General features: G+C 61.4%; 19 protein-coding genes. 4 read left to right on the forward strand and 15 right to left on the reverse strand.

Annotation, left to right across the window (positions count from 1 at the left end; genetic code table 11):
* Positions 1-32 precede the first annotated feature (32 nt).
* The 5 genes from ACR3YK_RS03330 to ACR3YK_RS03350 all read right to left on the reverse strand — a co-directional run bounded on the left by ACR3YK_RS03330 (position 33) and on the right by ACR3YK_RS03350 (position 8,246).
* Positions 33-1,949 (reverse strand): helicase HerA-like domain-containing protein, encoded by a 1,917-nt coding sequence (locus tag ACR3YK_RS03330; protein WP_486175820.1) that lies wholly within the window; start codon positions 1,947-1,949, stop codon positions 33-35.
* A 40-nt stretch (positions 1,950-1,989) separates the two neighbouring features.
* A complete protein-coding gene (locus tag ACR3YK_RS03335) occupies positions 1,990-2,652 on the reverse strand; it encodes a phosphatase PAP2 family protein (RefSeq protein ID WP_486175821.1) in 663 nt (220 codons plus the stop codon).
* A 109-nt stretch (positions 2,653-2,761) separates the two neighbouring features.
* Complete coding sequence (locus ACR3YK_RS03340; RefSeq protein ID WP_486175822.1) at positions 2,762-3,991, reverse strand: multidrug effflux MFS transporter; 1,230 nt, start codon at positions 3,989-3,991, stop codon at positions 2,762-2,764.
* A 177-nt stretch (positions 3,992-4,168) separates the two neighbouring features.
* Entirely contained in the window at positions 4,169-6,025 is a 1,857-nt protein-coding gene (locus ACR3YK_RS03345) for an ABC transporter ATP-binding protein (protein WP_486175823.1), read from the reverse strand.
* 121 nt (positions 6,026-6,146) lie between these two features.
* On the reverse strand, positions 6,147-8,246 hold the full coding sequence (locus ACR3YK_RS03350; RefSeq protein WP_486175824.1) for an RTX toxin: 2,100 nt from the start codon (positions 8,244-8,246) through the stop codon (positions 6,147-6,149).
* 272 nt (positions 8,247-8,518) lie between these two features.
* Here ACR3YK_RS03350 and ACR3YK_RS03355 point away from each other — a divergent pair, with 272 nt between their 5' ends.
* Entirely contained in the window at positions 8,519-10,117 is a 1,599-nt protein-coding gene (locus ACR3YK_RS03355; RefSeq protein ID WP_486175825.1) for a helix-turn-helix transcriptional regulator, read from the forward strand.
* 529 nt (positions 10,118-10,646) lie between these two features.
* Here ACR3YK_RS03355 and rplL read toward each other — a convergent pair.
* The 4 genes from rplL to ACR3YK_RS03375 all read right to left on the reverse strand — a co-directional run bounded on the left by rplL (position 10,647) and on the right by ACR3YK_RS03375 (position 14,142).
* On the reverse strand, positions 10,647-11,033 hold the full coding sequence (gene rplL / locus ACR3YK_RS03360; RefSeq protein WP_486175826.1) for a 50S ribosomal protein L7/L12: 387 nt from the start codon (positions 11,031-11,033) through the stop codon (positions 10,647-10,649).
* A 40-nt stretch (positions 11,034-11,073) separates the two neighbouring features.
* Positions 11,074-11,589 (reverse strand): 50S ribosomal protein L10, encoded by a 516-nt coding sequence (gene rplJ / locus ACR3YK_RS03365; RefSeq protein ID WP_486175827.1) that lies wholly within the window; start codon positions 11,587-11,589, stop codon positions 11,074-11,076.
* A gap of 313 nt (positions 11,590-11,902) precedes the next feature.
* Complete coding sequence (locus ACR3YK_RS03370; protein ID WP_486175828.1) at positions 11,903-13,393, reverse strand: sensor histidine kinase; 1,491 nt, start codon at positions 13,391-13,393, stop codon at positions 11,903-11,905.
* A complete protein-coding gene (locus ACR3YK_RS03375) occupies positions 13,390-14,142 on the reverse strand; it encodes a response regulator transcription factor (RefSeq protein WP_486175829.1) in 753 nt (250 codons plus the stop codon). The genes ACR3YK_RS03370 and ACR3YK_RS03375 overlap by 4 nt, the downstream gene beginning before the upstream one ends.
* Before the next feature lie 175 nt (positions 14,143-14,317).
* Here ACR3YK_RS03375 and ACR3YK_RS03380 point away from each other — a divergent pair, with 175 nt between their 5' ends.
* Positions 14,318-15,811: an ABC transporter permease gene (locus tag ACR3YK_RS03380; protein WP_486175830.1), complete on the forward strand. Its 1,494-nt coding sequence runs from the start codon at positions 14,318-14,320 to the stop codon at positions 15,809-15,811.
* A gap of 34 nt (positions 15,812-15,845) precedes the next feature.
* A complete protein-coding gene (locus ACR3YK_RS03385) occupies positions 15,846-16,517 on the forward strand; it encodes an ABC transporter ATP-binding protein (protein ID WP_486175831.1) in 672 nt (223 codons plus the stop codon).
* A gap of 35 nt (positions 16,518-16,552) precedes the next feature.
* Here the strand turns inward: ACR3YK_RS03385 and ACR3YK_RS03390 are convergent, their stop codons facing one another.
* The gene (locus ACR3YK_RS03390; protein ID WP_486175832.1) at positions 16,553-17,884 is read right to left on the reverse strand and encodes an MATE family efflux transporter; all 1,332 of its coding nucleotides are present in this window, start codon (positions 17,882-17,884) and stop codon (positions 16,553-16,555) included.
* A gap of 3 nt (positions 17,885-17,887) precedes the next feature.
* Positions 17,888-19,150, reverse strand: a complete 1,263-nt coding sequence (locus ACR3YK_RS03395; RefSeq protein ID WP_486175833.1) for a hypothetical protein — start codon at positions 19,148-19,150, stop codon at positions 17,888-17,890.
* A 136-nt stretch (positions 19,151-19,286) separates the two neighbouring features.
* On the opposite strand from ACR3YK_RS03395, the gene ACR3YK_RS03400 reads away from it, so the two are divergent.
* On the forward strand, positions 19,287-19,901 hold the full coding sequence (locus ACR3YK_RS03400; RefSeq protein WP_486175834.1) for a YqaJ viral recombinase family protein: 615 nt from the start codon (positions 19,287-19,289) through the stop codon (positions 19,899-19,901).
* A gap of 40 nt (positions 19,902-19,941) precedes the next feature.
* On the opposite strand, the gene ACR3YK_RS03405 is transcribed toward ACR3YK_RS03400, so the two are convergent.
* The 4 genes from ACR3YK_RS03405 to rplK form a co-directional block, all read right to left on the reverse strand.
* The gene (locus ACR3YK_RS03405; RefSeq protein WP_486175835.1) at positions 19,942-20,610 is read right to left on the reverse strand and encodes a DUF998 domain-containing protein; all 669 of its coding nucleotides are present in this window, start codon (positions 20,608-20,610) and stop codon (positions 19,942-19,944) included.
* 75 nt (positions 20,611-20,685) lie between these two features.
* Positions 20,686-21,237: a GNAT family N-acetyltransferase gene (locus tag ACR3YK_RS03410; protein ID WP_486175836.1), complete on the reverse strand. Its 552-nt coding sequence runs from the start codon at positions 21,235-21,237 to the stop codon at positions 20,686-20,688.
* A 119-nt stretch (positions 21,238-21,356) separates the two neighbouring features.
* Entirely contained in the window at positions 21,357-22,046 is a 690-nt protein-coding gene (rplA, locus tag ACR3YK_RS03415) for a 50S ribosomal protein L1 (RefSeq protein ID WP_486175837.1), read from the reverse strand.
* Positions 22,046-22,477 (reverse strand): 50S ribosomal protein L11, encoded by a 432-nt coding sequence (gene rplK / locus ACR3YK_RS03420; protein ID WP_100389473.1) that lies wholly within the window; start codon positions 22,475-22,477, stop codon positions 22,046-22,048. The genes rplA and rplK overlap by 1 nt, the downstream gene beginning before the upstream one ends.
* Positions 22,478-22,483: the final 6 nt, after the last annotated feature.

Genomic DNA, 22,483 nt, shown 5'->3' on the forward strand with positions numbered 1-22,483 from the left:
TCGCGCCGAAGCCACCGGAAATGGCCGCCGCTCTAGCGCCGTTTGAGCGTGGAGAAGATTCCGCGCAGCACTTCACGAACGACAGTTTGTCCAGTTCGTGAACCCAACACGTCGCCCAGAACGTTCGTGTCCTTGCGCGTCGAGGTGCGCGTAGTAGTGCGGCGAGAGCTCGACGACGACTTTTTGTTCATGTCTTTCAGCGCGCGTTCGTACTCAGCCTGCACCTTCGCTTGCTCTTTGGCCTTGGCCTTCGCGAGCTTCTCGGCTTCCTTCGCAGCGTCTTCCGCTGCCTCCGCCGCTTCGGCAGCGGCATCCGCTTCTGCCGCCGCGTTCATCTTCACGGCCAGAATCTCCCGGGCCGATTCGCGGTCAACAGCGGTGCCGTAGGTCGCCATGAGCGGGGATGCCGCAACTGCCGCTTCCATGACCGCGGCATCCGTGGGAGACATTGACCCTTGCGGTGCACGAAGCCGAGTCCAGGCCACCGGTGTAGGAGCACCCTTCTCGTTCATCACCGTGATGATCGCCTCGCCCGTGGCGAGCGTCGTCAAGACCTCGCCGAGGTCGTAGCCCGAAGTCGGATAGGTCGAGACCGTCGCCTTGAGCGCCTTCGCCGAATCCGGGGTGTGAGCGCGAAGTTGATGCTGGAACCGTGAACCAATCTGCGCCAGAACGTCATTCGGAACGTCCTTGGGCGTTTGCGTGACAAAGACCACACCAACACCCTTCGAACGAATCAAGCGCACCGTCTGCGTAATCGAGGCGATGAAGTCCTTCGACGCATCCTTGAACAGCAAGTGAGCTTCGTCGAAGAAGAACACAAGCTTGGGCTTATCGATGTCGCCGACTTCGGGCAGGTCGTTGAACAGGTCGGCCAGCAACCACATGAGAAACGTCGAGAACAGCGCCGGCTTATCGCTGACCCCCGGGATTTCGAGCAAACTCACGATTCCGGCGCCATTGGCGTTGGTACGCAAGAACAGTGAGGTATCAATCTCAGGTTCACCGAAGAAGTCATCAGCCCCCTGATCAGCAAAACTAATCAACTCGCGAAGGATGACGCCTGCGGTTGCTGATGACAATCCGCCCAAACTCTTCAACTCGGCCTTGCCCTCGTCGCTCAGCAGCCACTGCACCACGGCACGCAGGTCGCTCAGGTCAACCAGCGGCAGTCCGGCCTTATCGGCATAGTGGAAGATCAGCCCCAGGCTTGATTCTTGAGTGTCGTTGAGCCCCAACACCTTCGACAACAGCAGTGGCCCAAAGCTCGACACGGTGGCCCTAATCGGGACCCCCGTGCCCATCCCGCCCAGCGTGAAGTACTCGGTGGGGGATGCTGCGGGCTGCCAGTCTTGACCAATCGAGTCGGTGCGCTCCAGCAGCTTCTCACTCGAGGTTCCTGCCGTTGCGATGCCCGAAAGGTCACCCTTGATGTCGGCCGCAAACACCGGAACTCCCGCAGCGGAGAGCTGCTCGGCGAGCACCTGCAAAGTCTTTGTCTTGCCCGTACCGGTCGCACCGGCGACGAGACCGTGACGGTTAAGCATCGCAACCGGGATGCGGACGGGCACACCGGCGAGGGCATCGCCGTTCACGAGCGCCCCCATTTCGAGCACCTCGCCCTCGAAGGCGTAGCCGTCGCGAACCGCAATAACTTCAGCGGCAGACAGCGGGCCGTCACCCGTCTCGGTGAGTGCGCTCGTGGGGGCGGATGCCGGATCGGCCTTCGGTTTGCTCGCGGTGGTCTCGGAGTCTGAGTTCGTCTTTACCCCCGTCTCGGACTTGGCCGCCGGTTCGGACTCGGCAGCGCCCTCAGAGTCTGCGGCGCCGCCTGCCTGTTCGGCGGCAAGTGCGGCTTCTGCTGAAGCGAGTTCGGCAGCCGCGAGCGCGGCCTGTGCCTCGGCTAGGGCTTTCTTGGCTGCTTCTACTTGGGCTGCGGCATCCGTCATGCTTCTAGCCTACGGAGTGACGCCAGTCACGACCATCGATTCACCGAACTGCGCGAGAACTACGTTGGTTTTCTGCCGTGAGTTTGCGCGCAAACGGCGCCCAGAGAATGACGGCAACCCCGATGCCCACCAACATCCCACCGATGGTGTCGCTCAGCCAGTGCGCTCCGAGATAGGTGCGGCTGAGGATCATGAGAATTGTGTAAATGACGCCGACGACGATGACCCACCGACGCTGCAGCAGAAGGATGAGCACCACCGTGAGAGTGGCGGCATTCGCTACATGCCCCGAGGGGAATGAACCGAAGTCTGCGGTGACAAGAATCTCGTCGGGGCGGGCTCGGCTGAAGAGTGATTTCAAGAGCTGAACGACTCCCGCGCTCACGGCAGAGGCCAGCAGGAAATAGAGTGCGGCCCAGCGGCGCCCCAGCAAGAGGAACGCGAGTGCTCCGCCGAGCGGAACAAGAAACACCCCGAACCAGCCACCGCCCACGAAATCCATGACGAGCGCGGGAAGAGTGAACGCGTCTGCGCGGATGCTGAGGAGATCCTCAAGCACAAGCTGATCGAGGCTGAACGGCGTGCTGCGGGTAGCGATCGGCAGCCCCATTGCCACCGCTAAGACGACCGCACCGATCCCACTAATGAGCGGCCAGCGGGTGGTGATTCGGCGCGCCTCTGCCTGCGAGATCTCAGCTTTCACAGAATCACGCTAGCCGCTCGACCTCAGCGACTGCCGAGAACGCGAAGAGCCGGCCACTCTCGGACACTGCTCGTCCACTCCCCGGACATTGCGCGCCCGCTCGCCGCCTCTAGCGCGAGAGCGCCGGCACGGTGCGCGGACGCACCACGGTCCACATGACGATGATCGACACGATCGCCGTGGAGCCCATCACGATGCCCATGGGGATCGCGTTGGTGATTCCGAACGCCCCGACGATCGGCGAAGTCAGGCCGGCAAGACCGAAGTTCACGGCGCCCAAGACAGAGGCAGCTGTGGCAGCCTCTCCCCCGTGGTTGGCCAGCGCGAGCACCTGCGTGCAGGGGAACGAGAAACCACACGACATCACGAAGACAAAGAGCGGAATGAGCACGGTAATCAGATCGCCGTTCACAATATCTAAGAAGACGATGGTGGATGCCGAGAGCAGCAACATGACGCCGGAGCCAGCAAGGATCCACTGCGGCCCGATGAAGCGCATGAGGAACGCACTCGTTTGCACGCCGAACACAACACCGATCGAGTTCACCGCGAAGACGAGCCCGAAGGCTTGCGGGTCGAGCCCGTAAACGTTCTGCAGCAGGAACGGGGATGACGCAAGGTACGCGAAGAGTCCCGAGAACGTCATACCGGCGATCACCGCGGTACCCACGAAGACGCGGTCGGTGAAGAGCGCCTTGTAGCGCTGCCCTGCGGTGGCATGGCCAAGGTCACGGCGGCGAGCGGGCGGCAGCGTCTCCACGATGAAGAACCAGGCGGCGAGCAGCACGAGGCCGCCATAGATGGCGAGGAAGACGAACATTCCGCGCCACGGCGTAATGAGCAATAGCTGCGAACCGATCAGAGGCGCGAGGATCGGGGCAAGCCCCTGCACGAGGGCGAGCCTCGAGAGCATCCGCACCAAAGGAAGACCACCGAAGAGGTCGCGCACGACAGCCATTGCCACGACGGCACCGGCCGCGGCGCCCATGCCCTGAATCAAGCGGAAGACAAAGAGCAATTCGACGTTGGCGGCGACAGCTACGCCGAGGCTTGCGACGAGGTGCACCGAGGTGGCGACAATAAGCGGCAGTCGACGACCGAGGCGGTCGCTGAGCGGGCCGACGATGAGCTGGCCCAGCGCGAAGCCCAGCGTGGTCGCGGTAAGCGTGAGCTGAACAATCGCCGCCGTCGTATCGAGATCAGCTTCGATCAGCGGGAACGCCGGCAAATAGAGATCAACGGTGAACGGCCCGAGCGCGGTCAGCGCTCCGAGCACGAGAACGTAGACGAGACGCTGGCGCGCAGAAAGAGAGTCACCCGGATGAACAACGGTAGTCAAGCGATTCCTAGCTATAAGAGAGGCCCTGTGCGGGCGCGATAAAGAGAGAGTGCCCGCAACGCCGAGGACTCCTCCAGCCTAAGCCCCTCGAGGGTCTGCGCTGTCTCGCGGGCGGCGAGTGGTCTCGACGCGCTGACGGGGCGCCGTCGCGACCGCAGAACGCTCATTCTCACCGCGTTAGTCGGTGCGATTTTGCTCCGCATACAGCCGCGAATACACACCACCGCTCGCGATGAGCTCGCTGTGGGTTCCCCGCTCCACGATGGAGCCGCCCTCCACCACGAAAATCACATCGGCCGAACGCACGGTCGACAAGCGGTGCGCGACCGCGATCGTCGTACGGCCGCGGGATGCCGTGTCGAGCGCTCCTTGAACGGTGCGTTCCGAAATGGAATCCAACGCGCTCGTTGCCTCGTCAAGGATCAGAACGCTGGGGTCTTTGAGCAGCACGCGCGCGATCGCAATGCGCTGCTTTTCGCCGCCCGAAAGCCGGTAACCGCGCTCCCCCACGACGGTGTCGTAGCCTGCGGGGAACGACATGATGGTGTCGTGGATGTTGGCGGCACGAGCCGCGGCTTCCACTTGCTCTGTCGTGGCATCCGGTCGTGCATACGCCAGGTTTTCGGCGATAGTGGCGTGAAAGAGGTAGGTTTCCTGGCTCACGATGCCGATGTTGCGAATCAGCGAATCCTGCGTGAGGTCCCGCACGTCATCGCCGGCGAACAACACTCGACCACCGCTCGCCTCATGCAACCTCGGGATCAGATAGGAGACCGTAGTCTTGCCGGCCCCCGACGGCCCCACGAATGCGGCGTACTGCCCTGGCTCGATGCTGAAGCTCACAGAGTCCAACGTCGCCTTGGTGGATGCATCGGCATCCGGATAGCGGAACGTGACGTTGTCGAACTCGACCGCCCCCAGCGCATCCTCCCGCACCGTGTGCGCGTCGGGCTTATCGGTGATCACGGGAGTGAGGTCGAGGTACTCGAAGATGCGCGCAAAGAGCGCCGACGAAGTTTGGAGGTCGAGTGCCACGCGCATCAAACCGAGCAGAGGGAACATCAGCCGCGCTTGAACGGTGGTGAACGCCACAATCGTTCCGGCGGTCACATCGACGCCCCCAGTAATAAGGTACGCCGCGACCATGTACACGATCGCGGGGATGACCGAAAGGAAGATGTTGACGGTGGCGAAGAACCACTGGCCACTCATCTGCTGGCGAACCTGCAGATCAATCTGCTGTTCGTTCTCGTCGGAGTATCGCTGAGTCTCGACCTCTTGCTGGTTGAAGCTCTTCGACAGCAGGATGCCCGACACACTCAGTGATTCTTGGGTGATCGCGGTCATGTTGCTCAGCGACTCTTGCGTCTTCGTCGCAATGCGAGCGCGAATCTGGCCGACGCGACGCTGAGCGATCACGATGCCCGGCAGCACGATGATCGCCACGATCGTGAGTTGCCAGCTCAACACGAGCATGCTGACGAACGCAGCGATAACGGTCACTGTGTTACCAATGACGCTCGACACCGTGTTGTTGAGAACACCGGCTACGCCACCGACGTCGTTTTGCAAGCGGGATTGGATGACGCCCGTTTTAGTTCGCGTGAAGAAGGCAAGTTCCATGCGCTGCAGTTGGTCAAAGAGTCGAACGCGCAGTGCGCCCATCACCTTATTGCCGACCGTCGCGGTGAGGTAGGTCTGCCAGACGCCGAGAGCCGCCGAAGCGATCCAAAGCCCCACCATGATGAGCACGAGTTGGGTGAGTACCGGGATATTGGGGGTTCCGGAGGCGGGGAACAAACCTTCGTCGAACGCTTGCTTTGTCAGCAGGGGCGGAAGAACGCTGATTGCGGCACCGATTAGTACAAGAGTAATTGTGAGGGCCAGCGCGGCGCGGTGCGGCTGGAACAGCGTCGCGATGCGTTGAAGGAGGTGGGGAATCTTGGGCGCCGCCGCATTCTCTGCTTTTTGTGCGGAGTAGTCTCCGCCACTAACTCGGCCCCCGCGGCGAGGACCACCACCTACTGTGCTCATTCTTCGAGACTAGTTTGCGTCTTACTCCTTAACGGCCAATCGCACAGCGCCCGAGTGCGCTGTGCGAGAAACCGTTGGGGGGTTCGGTGGGTAGCTAGGGCTACCCACCGAACATTCAGGATCAGCTGCCGCGAACTACCGAACGTCGTCGCGCAACGCTGAACCCTACGAGCACCAATCCGAGCTGCAGGAACCCGAGTCCAGCGAGTGTCGGAGCGATTGTGCTCGAGCCTGTGTATGCCAGAGTGGGCAGGTCAACCGTAGAAGGAGTTGTGGGTGGCTCCTCGGGAGGCAACGGCAGAGTAGGCAGGTCGCACACTTCAAGAGTGATCTCGCTGATGCTGACGAGCTCCATGTTGGCGCTTTCCACCGTGACGGTGTACGTCTCACCGTTCGGCACGTTCTCGATCGTGACAGTGCGCGTTGGCATGTCAGCTACAAAAACGACCGGTTCAACTCCTGGAACGGACTCACCGGTGGACTTGGTTACCACAGTGACGGTGTAGGTCTCTCCGGGAAACAGGTTACCGGCAGCGACTTCGATGCCGGACTGCCCGTCCACGCTGCATTCGACCTGTGAACCGAGAACTGCGGGAGTCTCGGGGCACGCGGCCAGATACATGTCCGCGGCTGCCGTTACGGCCGGGTTCGAGGCCGAGTCGGTGACCAGAACACGATAGGTGTTCTCCGTTTCTAGGCCCTCGAACGTGAACTCCTGTGCCTCACCACTGCTGGAATCCAAGCTGCGAGGTTCTCCGACGATCTCATTGTTGAGCATGAGCGCGACGGTGTACTCGCGACCTACAGCGTAGTTTGAAACTGTGGCGGTAATCGAGGCGTCGCCGCCGGGAACCGTGCACTGTTCTGCGGTGAGTTCGACAGTGGTTTCGTTCGTCGCACAGGGCACGAGCGTTACCGAAGCACTGTTGGTGTAACTGGGCTGCTCGGAGTCGGTGACCGTAGCCGTGTAATCGCCCGGAGCGAGCTCACTCAGTTCAGCTTCGAAGCGATCCGCAGTGGCAAGGTAGCTGTTCTGCGTGAGTACAGCATTGTGGGCTGCGTCGGTGACAACGATGTTGTACGTACGGCCCGGGACCAGACCTTCTACCGTGACACTGATTTCACCTTCTGCATCCGTCGACACCGCGTCACACTGGGTGGCGCTCAGCACCGGAGCAGGAATTTCGCCGGGGCAAGGAAGGAACGTGTGGACGCTGCTCTTGAGCGGTGTCGAATCTTCGGCACTTGTGTCAATGATCGAGGCGTAGTAGCTCGCCGACGGCGTTGCCGGAGAGTTGTAAGCACCAGAGGTCTGCTCAGCAGTGAAAGTGTGGCTGTCGACGACTGCATCAGACGAGGCATTGACGATCTCGATGCGGTACTCGCGCCCGATCACCAAGTCGCTGACGTTTACCTTGAGCGACGCGCCTTCACCGGGAACGGTGCACTCTGTCGGAACGATCGCGATTCCCGAAACCTCCGGGCACGCAACCGAGTGGACAGTGGTACTTGCGGTGAGAGATCGGTTTGTCGTGTCCGTGATGGTTACCGTGTAGGTGGGTCCTGCGGCCGTACCCTTCCACGTGTAGCTTCCCGTGGTCTGCGTGGGAGTGAACTTCGCGGTCTTCGTCTCGCTGGACGCACTCGACAGGGTTACTTCATACTTGCGGTCAGCCACGAGGTCCTTGAACTCGGCAGTGATATCAGTCGATCCGCCAGGCACTTCACAGCGAGGAGCGGTGACGTTCACGATGCTCTGAACGGCACAGGGCTCAGACGTCTTCGTCCACGTACGGTTCCAGTTGGGGTGCGAGGGGTCGTTCCAGGCCGTCACTGATGCCGTGAAGGTGTGAGCTTCAGTGGAGTTGGGGAAGGGGAAGAAATGTGAACCGTGCTTGCCGAACGGAATCACCTGCTCTTCTCCGCCTTCGAGCTGAAACTTGATGAGGTTCTGCTGACCTGGACGCGACCCGCTCTCTTGGTAGTAGCGTCCAGAAACGGTGACGCCCTCGCACGTGACGTCGATGTTCGGCGTGTGGGCTTCAGCCGCCGATGACACTGACACGACGGCCAGTCCAGAACCTACGACCAGCGCGAGTGCAACTGCAGCAGAGATTCCGCGCAAGTTCTTCAACGACCAACGCTTGTGCTGCTGACCGGTGGTCTTATCGAATCGGGGGCTTCGACTTGCGGCGCGTAGACGCGCCAGAAATGTATTCACTTCGGGTTTCGCTCTCGGGTAACGAGCGACCTAGAACAGTTCGAACTAATGCGCGGGGGCGCGTTAGCCCGGCGGGGAATTCCGGGTAGCTCTATCGGGTGGTGTCACACGTTCGGGGGTCAAGAATGCGACGTGCCTATTATGGGGGGTGCGCGCAAATGAATGCAAGCCCGACGCGCAGAGGGAGTAGTCTATGACTCTCGCATCACCCACCCGACTAGGCGAGAATCACGAACTCATCGAGACATTCGTTTCGAAGGGGGGAATCAACAATGGCGATAGCCGACGTGAGAACGCTTGAGCGCGCCTTCGACGCGGCCCGCGTCTCTGAGAATTTCGAGCTCGCCGTTGAGGAACTTCGCGAAGCGTGGCCACGCCTGGTGAGCACGCATGGAGCGCCCCTCCGTTCGATGCTGGACGCAACCCCCGCCGAACTGTGGCATGGCGACCCGTGGCTAGTCACATGCTACGCGTCAAGTTTTCGCTCGGCTGACACCGAGAGTCGTACCGCGGCTCTCCCTTATTTCGACGCGGCGCTCGCCCTACTAACCCCCCATACTCCCGCCTTCGTACGCGCAACACTCCACGTACGCTATGCCGCGGCTTTGCGCTCACTCGGACGACTCAACGATGCTCTTGCCTCAGTGTCGCTAGCGAGTTCGATCGCCGATAGTCGCGACGTGATTCCACTCGCTCGCCGCATCCCGCTTACAGCGGAGATCGCTCTCCAGCGCGGAGCGATCGCGTTGCACGGCGGAGACTTCGATCGAGCTAAAGCCGACTTTCGCCTTGCCGGTTCATTAGCCGAGACTAACCTCAGTGTCGCAAACCAGCTTGAAGTCTTCGGATGCCTCGCGCTCATCCAGTTCCTCCTCGGGGACTTCGAACAGGCACTGAACTATGTCGCGCGCGCTGAATCAACGGGGGCTAGCCCCGAACTACGCACGAGCCGCTTCAATGCGCCATCTCTGATCACCGAAGCCTTAGTGACGATCATGCAGCAGGGCGGAGAGTCTCTCGAACCATTAGTTGCCCGACTCCGTGCAGCGACCAGCAACAGTGATTGGGAGCCGCTAGGTTTGTACGCTCAGGCGTTCATTGAGCTCTTTGATGGGCGCGCTCACGAGGGTCTCGACCACTTACGTCGTTCACTGTTCGCTCTCGACGGCTGGGATCCCGTTGGCTTCGTGGATGCAGAAATCCGAAGTTTGCGGGCGGCTGCTTTCTTACAGCTCGGAGATAGCGGTGCCGCGTGGGATCTGCTCGCGGACTTCACGCCGACGCAGCACCACACCGTGTGCCCGGGGCGACTCGTTGCGCATCTGCGCTTTGTTACCGGCGATTCGCGGGGCGCGCTTGAGGCTATTCGTGAGTGCGAAGTGCTGGGCGACGCCCACTCCAACCGCAATCTCGCGGACACCTTTCTCGTTAAAGGCGCGGCACACCTTTCGCTTGGCAGCGAGGAACAGTCCGATGTCGCGTTCGATCGAGCCTTGCGATTAGCCGCCCGCAATCGAATGCATAGCCCCTTTCGACTGGTGCCGAGCGAGGTCGTTCAGGATATGCTCACTCGCGCGGCGGGCCGAAGCCAGCCGTTCGAAGTGAGGGCCCTCATCAAGCGACTCGATGGTCTTACTGTGGTTCTGCCTACTCGTGATTCTCAAGCTCTCAGCGATCGAGAACGAGCCATCGCTCGAGAGCTGGTGCGCGGCAGCAACTCCGCCGAGATCGCTGAAACTTTATTCATCTCTGTCAACACCGTGAAGTCTCATCTGAAGAGCATCTACCGCAAGCTTGGGGTGACCTCGCGCGTTGAAGCCATCCACAAATCTCGCGAGCTCGGGCTCCAAGTCGATATCACCCACGACTAACCCTCCATTCACCCTTGAGGTTGTTGCTGGGCCTCAGACGCGTCGATACATTAGTTAGACCACTTCCGCTAGCCCCGCATTCTTGCGCGCCTAGCGGTCTCGTGCCGATACATCCGCCTCCGGAACCTGATCCCTGGTGTCAACGGATTCGGCACGCTGGTGGGGCGCTCGGCTGGTTACCAAGCGCCCCACCCCCTCTTCTTCGTCCCCCGCGCGCGCCGAACTTTCGCCGTGGTGGAGCACAGCGCGAACACGGCGCTCGTCTTTGCCTGCCCCGAGAAAGCCCCCTGAGGCCGCTGCGCAGGCGAGAGGTGCATTCGGGTCCACCCTCAGTTGTGAACGCTCCCAGAATGCGACACAGGGCCGCTCCCGCACGCGGTCGAGCGGCTTGTGTCATGTCAACCAGATGGCGACGTATGAGTAAACGCAGTTGTCTGCCCGTTAACGCAGCAAGACGCCACCCCGAAGGGTGACGTCTTGCTGGCTAAGCATGCCTCTACAGAGGCGAGATCCTCGTGAGAGGAATCGACTACTTAAGGGTTACGGTTGCGCCGGCTTCTTCAAGAGCAGCCTTTGCCTTCTCCGCGGTCTCCTTGTTTGCGCCCTCGAGCACAACGCCGGGAGCGCCGTCAACGACTGCCTTCGCCTCTCCGAGACCGAGGCTCGTGAGGGCGCGCACCTCCTTGATGACCTGGATCTTCTTGTCGCCAGCAGCCTCGAGAACGACGTCGAACGAGTCCTTCTCTTCAACTTCTTCAGCGGCTCCACCAGCAGGTGCACCAGCAGCTGCAACAGCAACCGGGGCAGCAGCGGTAACTTCGAAGACCTCTTCGAACTTCTTAACGAAGTCGCTGAGCTCGATGAGGGTCAGTTCCTTGAACGCCTCGATGAGGTCGTCGCTTGACATTTTCGCCATGATTTTCTCCTAATATTTCGTGAACTAGCTAGCCCGCGCGTTACTGCGCGGAATCCTGCTTCTCGCGCAGCGCGTCGACCGTGCGAACGGCCTGAGCGAGCGGTGCGTTGAACAGATACGCGGCGCCGAACAGCGAAGCCTTGGCGGCTCCTGCAAACTTCGCAAGGAGCACCTCCCGGCTTTCCAGATCGGCCAGCTTCTTGACCTCGTCTGCAGTGAGCGCGTTACCGTCAAAGTAACCGCCCTTCACTACGAGCAGAGGGTTTGCCTTGGCAAAGTCACGCATAGCCTTCGCAACGGCGACGGGGTCTCCGTGCACGAACGCAATTGCAGACGGACCAACGAGCTCTTCGTCAAACGACGAAATGCCTGCGGCGTTGGCTGCAATCTTTGTCAGCGTGTTCTTCACCACGGCGTATGTTGCGTGCTCACTGATTGACTTGCGCAGCTCCTTGAGCTGGGCAACAGTGAGTCCGCGATACTCGGTTAGCAGGACGGCGGTCGAGTTGCGGAAAAGATCCGTAAGCTCGGCGACCGATGCTTCCTTGTTCGCCATGGTGCTCCCTAATGATTGATGTGTGTCTGCCTCGGAACCGCGAAAAAGTATCGGAGGAGCGCGGGGCTCTTAAACGAAAAAGCTCCGGCCCTTCTGCACTAGCGCAGAGGCACGGAGCGGATTTGAGACCAGATGTGGTCGAAAAGCTACTTCATACACCTGCGCTGGCCTTCGTTTTCACGAACTTCGATCGCACACACTCTCATGCACGCGAACGACCTGCGGTCTTTGGCTCCCGTAAGAGTACGTGATCGAAGGTCAGGCTGCAAGTCGGCAGCATGGCCGCTATTTCGACCGATCTCCCTGCATCCGGTTAAGGTGTCGCAGCGATCGGAAGCTCTACACGGAACACGGTATCGCCAGGCTCACTCGAGACGGAACTCGTTCCCCCCAGCGACTCGACTACCGCCGCGACAATGGCCAAGCCGAGCCCCGTGCTGCCCGCGGCGCGCGAGCGCGAACTGTCGCCACGCACGAAGCGCTCAAAGACGTTCCCCTGCAGCTCGGCCGCGATTCCGGGGCCCGTGTCTCGTACCTCGATGATTGCGCGGTCCATCTCCGTGGTGAGACTCGCGGTCACACTAGTGCCCGCAGGAGTATGGATGCGGGCATTGGCGAGCAGGTTAGTGACGACTTGGTGAAGCCGGGCGCTATCGCCCGCCACCACAACCGCAACATCCGGAAGCTGCAATTCCCACTCGTGATCGGGGCCAGCAACGGCAGCATCCCCCACCGCTTCGATGAGCAGCTCAGAGAGGTCGACAGCACGAACCTCCACCGGAGCTGACTCATCGAGCCGCGCTAAGAGCAGCAAGCTTTCGACTAACCCCGTCATTCGCACCGACTCCGCCTCGATTCGCCCGATGGCGTGGGCCACATCAGCAGGAATCTCGTGTCCGCCCCGTCTCGTTAGCTCGGCATAACCTCGAATCGACGCGAGGGGGGTGCGAAGTTCATGGCTGGCATCGGCCACGAAGGAGCGCACTTTATCTTCGCTCGCCTGACGAGCGGTGAGAGCGGATGCCACGTGCTCAAGCAGACGGTTGAGGGCTGATCCCACTTGCCCCACCTCGGTTCGCGGGTCGGCATCGTCGAGCGAAACTCGTTCCGCGAGCGCCACAGCCCCGCGATCGAGCTGGAGCTCAGACACTCTGGTCGCCGTGCTCGCCACCCGCTCAAGCGGTCGCAGAGCGAAGCGCACAGCGATGGCCCCTGCCACCGCCGCGACCGCGATCGCCAGCAGTCCGATACCGACCACAAGCATCGTTAGTTGCAGCACAGTCGCCCGTACGTCGGCCATTGGCAGTCCCACGATGAGGGTGTCGCCCGTCGTTGGATCGCTGGAGGCGATCATCCGGTAGTCCCCGAGGTCTCCGCCCAGTGCGACTGTAACGGGCTCGCTGACCTCATCGATTGTGGCAATCATTTCGAGCTGGTCATCGCTCAGCGACGAGGAGCTGCCTTTAGCGCCGAGAACACCTGCGGAAACTTCGCCGGAGTCAGCGACGAGGCCGGCGATAGTCCCTTCGCGCTGTCCGGGAAGCGCCAAGAAGTCGCGGGTTCGAGGACGCTGGTTGTCGCCGAGTTGGCGTCCTTCGAGAGCACCCTGTGAACGCGTCGACGCCGACAAAAGTTGGGTATCAAGCCTGCCGACCAGAAAACCGTGCAGCGACAATACGCTCACGACGCCAATGAGAATCGCGGCGAGCGCAATAAGCGCAGCGCTGCCCACAACCAGGCGTTTGCGCAGACTAAGCGGAGCGCGCCCAGCACCGGGCGCCTTGACTTCGCGTGGCTGCGTCACTCGGGTGCTCGCAACATGTAGCCCACACCGCGCACGGTTTGGATCATGGGCGGGCCGAGCACATCCACCTTCTTGCGCAGGTAGGAGATGTAGATTTCCACAACACTGGCCTTGCCGCCGAAGTCGTAGCTCCACACCCGGTCCAGAATTTGGGCGCGGCTCAGTACACGGCGCGGATTGCGCATGAGGTAGCGCAACAGTTCGAACTCTGTGGCGGTGAGCTCAATTGCGGTACCGGCACGGCTGACTTCATAGGTGCTCTCGTCGAGCATGAGGTCGCCGACCTCAATGATGGGATTCGACTCTCCCGCAACAGTCAGTGCTGAACGACGCAACAGCGCCCGCAACCGAGCGACCAGCTCTTCCAGGCTGAAGGGCTTCGTGACGTAGTCGTCGCCGCCCACGGTGAGGCCCGCGATCCGGTCGTCTACCGAATCCTTCGCAGTCAAAAAAAGAATGGGGGTTTGAATGCCGTCAGCCCGCAAACGAGACAGCACGGAAAGCCCATCGAACCCCGGCAGCATGATGTCGAGCACGACGATATCCGGCTTAAATTCGCGGATGGTCGAGAGAGCCGTGGGGCCGTCGGAGGCGAGCCGCACATCCCACCCCTCATAGCGCAGCGCCATCGAGAGAAGGTCGGTGAGCGAATCCTCATCGTCGACCACCACCGCGCGGATCGCGGTTCCGTCGGCGCGGCTGAGTCGCGGTTGCGCCTGAACCGCGGGGAGGTGGTGTGACTGGATCATGGCTCTAGTTATTCGGAGTTTCCTATGAAATTTCTGAGCGCGGATTCTGACGGCACCGACAAGGCAAAGAGCGAGCGCTCCTAGCGCACTCACAGGATCGCCATAGAGCACTGATAGCCGTCGTTCTTATGTTTACCTCGGCTACCACCGCCCCGCGCATCACCCGAGGAGACCTATGTTCGCAACATACCTGTATCGAGAGCTCAGCAATCGACGCAAACACACAGCAATCATCGCCGCTGGGATGGCGTTGGCCATAGCGCTCGTCATGATCGTCAACGGCGTCGCAGCAGGAGTGCGCGACGCCCAAGCGACCGTGCTCGCTTCGGTATATGGTGTCGGCACCGACATCACCATTTCGCAGGAACCCGTTCAGCCCGCCGAGGGCGAAGAGGGTGCGCAGCAAGATCGTCCACGCTTTGAGTTCGGAGCCGAGGACGGCGAAACCGCCGATGGCACAACAGCGCTCAACCAATCACGTCTCACAAGCGGCAACGCCAGCACCACTTTCGACGCGGATGCTCTCACCACTGCCCTCAGCCTCGACTCCGTTGCCGCAGCCACCGCCACCCTCGCGCTCACCAACGTGAGCTTCAGCGGTGAAGTAGCTGCGCCCACCGCAACGGACACCGGCGAAACCGCACCCGGCGGAGGAACCCAACCGGGCGGCCGCGGCGGTCCCGATGGAGCTGGCGGGAGCGCCTTCAACGTCGACACCTTCACCGTGACCGGCATCGCTGTAGCGGGCGAAAGCGTCGGCCCACTCACTTCCGTCGAGCTCGTCGACGGCCGTGCCTTCGAGTCGAGCGACAGCGACACCAACGTCGTGATCCTCGACACGAGCTACGCCACCACGAGCTCACTCACCGTCGGCGACAGCCTGGAGATCGGTGGCGAAGAGTTCGAGGTGATCGGAACCGTCACTTCGACCTCCGCTGACGCGACTACGGCATCCAACACCTACATTCCGCTCGACACCGCCCAGCGCGTTGCCGACTTGGAGAACCAAATTTCGACCGTGTACGTTCAGGCGGCAAGCTCCACTGACGTCGCCGCCGTTCAAACAGCACTGCACACGGAACTTCCGGATGCTTCGGTGAAGACCCAGGAAGATCTCGCCTCGAGCGTCTCGGGTTCGCTTTCTACCGCGTCTGACCTCGTGGGAAAGCTCGGTACGTGGCTCTCGATCATTGTGTTGGCTGCCGCCTTCCTCATCTCGGTACTGCTCACCACCTCTGGTGTTGCCCGCCGCACCCGCGAGTTCGGAACGCTGAAGGCCATCGGCTGGAGTAACGGCGCTGTCGTCCGTCAGGTCGCTGGAGAATCGCTCGTACAAGGCGCCATCGGCGGTGTGGTCGGTGTCGCGATCGGACTGCTCGGCATCCTCGCCATCAATAGTGCAGCTCCCGTGCTCAGCGCGAGCGCTGCCGCCTCAGCGACCGCTGGCCCTGGAGTGGGAGCAGGCTTCGGTGGTGGAGGTAACCGCTTTGGCGATGCTGCTACTACCGCTGCAGCGACGACCGACATCGCGCTCCAGATTCCCGTGACTTTCGGCATCATCGGCATCGCCGTCGCGCTCGCCATTCTCGGCGGACTCATCGCCGGCACGTTCGGCGGCTGGCGTGCAGCACGACTTCGCCCCGCTGAAGCTCTCCGCAGCGTCGCCTAACCCCTGAATCCCGCAGACCTCAAGGAGATTTTTCATGTATGAACTCAGCGAACTCACCAAAAAGTACGAAACAAAACGCGGCCCGATTAGCGCCCTGAACACGGTGAGCTTGAGCATCCCTACCGGGCAAATGGTCGCCATTCAGGGCCCAACCGGAGGCGGCAAATCGACCCTGCTGCAAATGCTCGGAGCTCTCGAGCGCCCCACGAGCGGTACCGTCACCCTTGGCGGCGAAGAGCTCTCCGCAATGCCAGACTCACGACTGGCAGAAATTCGCGCCCGCACTATTGGGTTTGTCTTCCAGGGCTTCAACCTCATCCCGACGCTCACGGCGCAGGAGAATGTGGAGACTGCGCTCGCGCCTCTCGGACTGTCGAATTCCGACCGTCGCCTTCGTGCTCGCGCGGCTCTAGAAAAGGTGGGATTGGGCGAACGCCTAACTCACCATCCCGCCGAGCTTTCGGGCGGGCAACAGCAACGTGTCGCGATCGCTCGCGCCCTCGTGAAAGAGCCCAAGGTTCTGTTGGCGGACGAGCCGACCGGAAACCTTGACGAGCACACTCGCGACGAGATCATGGAGCTTCTCGAAGGACTGTGGCGCGATAAGGTACTGACGCTCATCATCGTGACCCACGACTCCGCGGTCGCGAAGCGTGCCGAGCGACGGTTGCACTTGAAGCACGGTTCCGTTACCGAAAAGAAGTAGCGCAAGGGCATACCGCTGCGGGCGGCGCGAAAGGTTTAGCGCGTCGCCCCCGGGATGAGCCACTGGTCACCGCGGGCACGAATGCCCAAAGTGACCGCACGGGCCCCGATGTAACCGAGGCCGAAAGCGAACCAGAGGGCAACAATCGCGGCGGTGCCGGTGAGGTTCGAGGAGTAAACCCACCACAGCAGCGGCGCATACACCGCAAGGTTAATCAGCCCCGTCAGAGCGAGGTAGCGTGCGTCCCCCGCGCCGATTAGCACCCCGTCAAGAACGAAAACGAAACCTGCGATCGGGATGCCGAGGGCCAGTACCGACAGCAGTGCGGCCAAGCCGCTGCGAACGACAGGGTCGGAGCTGAACACGATCCCGGCCCACGGGGACACCACGAGCATGAGTAAACCGAGCACCACACCGCTGCCGATGCCGAGTTCAATGAGCCGGCGAGTGATCGCGCGGGCCTTGACGAGGTCGCTCGCGCCCAGCTCTTTACCGATCATGGCCTGACCGGCGATTGCCAACGCATCCAAGACAAAAGCGAGCGTCGCAAAGATCGTTAGGGCGACCTGCACAGTTGCGAGCTCGGGAACGCCGATGCTGGTAGCGACCGCAATCGTCGCGAGCATCGCCGCCCGCAACGAAGCCGTACGCAGCAACAGCCACGCGCCGGCATGCCCGGCGAGCAGCATCCCGCTGCCGTGTGGTCGCAAGCGTGCACCTTCACGGCGCGCGAGGGTAACGAGCATCACGAGGTAGGCGGCGGCCATCCCCCAGCTCGCGACGACCGTGCCGATGGCGGAACCCGCGACACCCCAACCGAAGCCGTAGATGAACAGGGTGTTGAGCAGAGCGTTGGAGATGAACCCAGCGACCGCGACGATCAGCGGAGTTCTGGTGTCTTGCAGCCCGCGCAGTAGGCCCGAGGCGGCAAAGGTAATGAGCATCGCCGGCAAGCCCAGCATCGAAATCGCTAGGTACTCGGTGGCGTAACCGACAATGCTGGCGTCGGGGTTGAACAGACTGACCAACCAGGGCGTGGCCGGAATCCCCACGGCGACAAGGATGATGCCGAGCGCCACGGCGAGCCAGACTCCGTCGACGCCGGCAGCGACAGCACGCGCGCGATTGCCCACGCCCAACCAGCGCGCTACGGCAGGCGTGGTGGAGTAGGCCAAAAAGATGAGCAGGCCGACCGCCGTTTGCAGCACGGCGCTCGCGACGCTCAGTCCACCCAGTTGTGCACTACCGAGGTGTCCGACGAGGGCGGTGTCGGTGAGAAGAAAGATCGGCTCGGCGACGAGCGCCCCGAGCGCCGGGACCGCGAGCCGACGGATGTCTCTGTCGAGCGGTGAACGAAGAAGCGACACGGTCTACTGAGCTGCCGACGCATCGCTCGCGTCGGACGCCGCGGGCGATGTCTTTGTGGTCGTTTGCTTACGAGCAACAGGCTTCTTCGGGGCCGGTTTCTTCGGTGCGGCCGGCTTCTTCGGGGCCGGTTTCTTCGGTGCGGCCGGCTTCTTCGGGGCCGGCGTCTTCGGTGCCGGCTTATTCGTCGCAGGTTTCTTCGGGGCCGGCTTCTTCGGGGCTGGTTTTTTCGGCGCTGGCTTTGCAGCCGCAGGTTCCTTAGGCGCTGGCTTCTTCGGCGCCGGCTTTTTCGGCGCCGGCTGTCTCTCGGGGGACGCCGTTGCCGCAGCTCCCCCAGATTCCTTATGGGGTGAGGGCGCTTTCGGTGCCGGCGCAGTTTTGCCGGGTGAAGACGTGTCTGTGGCGAGCGGTGTCGCAGGCACCTTCGGGACTTCAGTATCGACATCAACGTCGGCATCGGCATCGGAATCGGAATCGGCATCGGCATCAGCGACCACGCTCGGGGCCAAACGCTCGCGGCGTTCGCGCAGCTTGCCCCTAACCGTGGGCACGAGTAGCACCATCAACACAACACCGATGGTCGTGATGATGAGTACGACCGACTGCACCGAACCTCTATCGGGCTGAGGAGTCTCTTCAACGGGTTCAATCAGTCGCGCAGACACGATGGCTTGGTATTCAACGAGGGAGATCGCCCCCTCTACCTCGCTCTCACCACGAACCAGTGGGGTGGCCTCGTCATCAACGACAGCGAACCATGCCCCCGTGTCGGGTTCGTGCACCAGCGTCGCGTCGCTTTCCACGTCGTCAAGTGCGAGCGCAGTGCCCGGGCTACGGATGAAATCAATCATTTCCGGTTCGACTGTTGCTGGATCAAAGCCAATCAGTGCGACACCGACAGGCTCCTCCCCAATCAGCACCGGCACCTTCCACCGATTGACATACTGCACCGGGGTTTCGGTCGGAACACCGGACTGGAAGTCATCTGACCAGAGAAACACGCGGTCAATTTCACCCGTTTCGATACCATCCGAAAAATCGAGTCCGGTGCCTCGCTGATTGACCCCAAAGAACTCTTCAAGCTCGCGAAGCAATCCCTCGTCCTCAGCAGCGAAAGCGCTGACATCGGGCGGGATTGACCCCATCGATGCGACTGCCCCCGCGGCAGGAACGAGGGTCATTAGCGTAACCGCGATCGCCGCACCCAAGCCGGCGACTCCACGACGAAGACGGGGAGAGGGTGCTGAGAGAAGGTGCAGGGCTCGCATTCGCCTAGTCTGCCAGTTCGCAGCGTCATTTCCGTTCAGCGCAGTCACCCGCGCACTCAGATCCCGTTCATTTTGCCCGCGCCGCGCCCGGTGCGATCGTCACGGCGATCTGAGGGAGCACAATAGGTATGTGATTATGCAACCCGAGCTCGATCTGTGGGAGCCTGTCGCGCCCAATCATCGGGATCGGATCGTCGCTCACGCTGAAGATCGTGTCGCTTGGCTAAGGGCGCGCAGTCGTGGAGTCACCGCCACGGATGCCGCCCGACTTGCTACCGAGCAATCGTTGCGCGCGGTGGTAGAGAGTAAGCTCCTCGGCTCAGGCTTCTCCGGCAACGTATTCACCGACCACGGTCGCGCGCGGGAACCCGAAATTGCACGTTGGGTGCTCGGCGAACACGGCATCCAATCAAGCTCGGCGCTGTATCACGCGCACGATCAACCGCTGCATTTGGCGACCCCCGACGGTGTCTCACTGATTGATGGCTCGCTCGTTCTCTCAGAGATCAAGACCACCGTAAAACCCTGGCGGAGCATCCCCCGTTCCTACCTCCGTCAGGTCTGGTGGCAGCAGTATGTACTGGGTGCTGACCGCACTCTCGTGGTGTGGGAGCAGCACACCGATTTTGTGCCCACTCATTCGACACCGAAATGCCAATGGGTCGAGCGCGACGAAGATCAGATTCATACACTGGTGGGATTAGCGGATCGGTTACTCGATCTGATGCGTGCACCCCAGACACCGCGCTAGGTCGCCAGCTTACGCACACACCAGTGCTCTCCACGCCCGGCTACGCGGGCAGCGGCCGCCGCAGTGCACGCACGGCAATCACGGTGCCGAGCATCATGAGCCACGCAATAGCGATCGTCGTTGCCACAAACTCGAGTCTGCTGCCCAGCACCACCTGAAAACGAAAAAGCGAGAAGAGCCCACCGGTTCCCGCGATCACCGCTACAGCGATCGCGGTCATTATCGACATACGAGCGAGCAGGCGATGCTCGCGAGCGAAAGATGTCTGAATCATCGCCCAGCACGCAGCGGCGAACGCGAGTACTGCCGCCAGTGTGTGCGCGAAGTCTTGCCACGTGAAGCTCGGGCCGTACGGCAACGGGCATCCAGAAGTGCACGTCACTTGCGACGCGATCAAAAAGAATCCGCAGCCCATCCAAAGCGAAATTGAGGGTGATCCCCACGACAACACTCGAGGCCAAGCACGCACGCGTCGGGCCGCCCAAGCGACAGCGGAGCCACCAGCAACGATGAGCAGAAGAGCGATCTCGAAAGCCGCGGCTGTCGGTTCGCCCTCGGCGCCCAACTCGCTCACATAGAGCTCGCGCGGAACCATCAGGCGTGATCCCCAGATCAGGATCAGCGCGATCCCCACCGCCACGCTGCCCCCTACTGCGGCGAGGCCTTCGGCCGCGCGTGTTAATACGTGCGGCGGCGCAATAGCCGTCATTGCGCGATCGTCGGGAAAGGCGAGGGCAGCAGTGCGGGCATCCCCATAGTTTAGAGCACCGGTTTCGCCCCGAAGCTAGGCCGTTGCGGCCTCTCGGCTGAGCGAAAGTTCGCGGACAAAGTCGTCTTCCCACTTCGGCCCCACGAGGAACTTCTTGGTCCCCCGAAACTCGAACCCCATCTTCTCGTAGAAGCGATTGGCGCGCGCGTTTTCTTCGTTCACGCCGAGCCATACAGAGGCAAAATTCTGAGTGCGAGCCCACTGGATTCCCGTGCTCACGAGCGTGGACGCAACGCCGGCTCCGTGGAATCTGCCGAGAACATAACACTTACTGAGCTCGACCGTAGGGCGCTCGATGACCGCGGCAGCGACATCTGGATCAGCGGGGTCTTCCGCGCAGAACATCACGTAGCCAGCTGCCTCGTCCTCGATTTCGGCAATGAGGATCTCGCGAGTCGAATCGGCAAGGTAACGCTCGAAGGACTCGACCGACAAGTGTTCCTCGATGAAGGCGGCGATTGCCTCCTGAGTTGTTGCTGGCGGACACGCGAGCGGAAAAGTCTGGCGAGCAAGATCGTGGAGAAGCGCAGCATCCGACTCAACAGCGCGGCGAACTGTGGTGGACACGGAATCTCCTTCAGCGACATGCAACAGCGATGCAACTCTCACGCTACCCCGACTATTTAGCCGCCGGGGAATGCAAAACGGGGGCCGGCACAACCCGACCCCCGTTTTCAGAAGCAGTATTAGATCGAGTTGATGTCGACCGGAATGCCGGGACCGAAGGTGGTCGAAACCGTAGCCTTCGTGATGTACCGTCCCTTCGACGAGCTGGGCTTGGCGCGAAGAACCTCTTCGAGCGCTGCCTTAATGTTGTCGTCGAGCTGCTCTACGGTGAAGCCTGCCTTGCCCACGATGAAGTGAACGTTGGCGTGCTTGTCAACGCGGAATTCGATCTTTCCGCCCTTGATCTCCGAAACAGCCTTCGCGGTGTCGGGAGTAACCGTTCCGGTCTTCGGGTTCGGCATGAGGCCGCGAGGACCAAGAACCTTACCCAAGCGACCAACCTGACCCATAAGCTCGGGGGTCGAAACTGCAGCATCGAAGTCGGTGTAACCCGCGGCTACCTTCTCGATAAGTTCCGAGCCACCAACCTCGTCAGCGCCAGCAGCGATCGCTGCTTCTGCTGCCGGACCGGTTGCAAAAACGATAACGCGAGCCGTCTTACCCGTACCGTGAGGCAGGATCACGGTGCCGCGAACCATCTGGTCAGCCTTGCGAGGGTCTACACCCAAGCGAAGAGCAACCTCAACGGTGGAGTCGAACTTCTTCGAAGCCGTCTCACGAGCAACCGATACAGCCTCGGTGGGCGTGTAGAACTTGCCCTCTTCGATCTTTTCAGCGGCGGCCTTGTATGCCTTGGAATTCTTGGACATTATGCCTCCACCGTGATTCCCATCGAGCGAGCGGTGCCCGCGATGATCTTCATTGCGCCGTCAATGTCGTTGGCGTTGAGGTCAGCCATCTTCTGCTCGGCGATCGTACGAACCTGATCTTTAGTGAGCTGCGCAACCTTGACGGTGTGCGGCGTGCCCGAACCCTTTGCAACTCCAGCAGCCTTCTTGATGAGCTCTGCTGCAGGCGGGGTCTTGAGGATGAACGTGAACGAACGGTCCTCGTACACGGTGATCTCAACCGGGATAACGTTTCCACGCTGTGCCTCGGTTGCGGCGTTGTACGCCTTGCAGAACTCCATGATGTTAACGCCGTGCTGTCCCAGCGCGGGCCCGATGGGCGGTGCGGGGTTAGCGGCGCCGGCTTGGATCTGAAGTTTGATCAGACCTGTAACCTTCTTTTTCGGTGCCATTGTGTT

Source organism: Salinibacterium sp. 10G20-15, assembly GCF_057365065.1.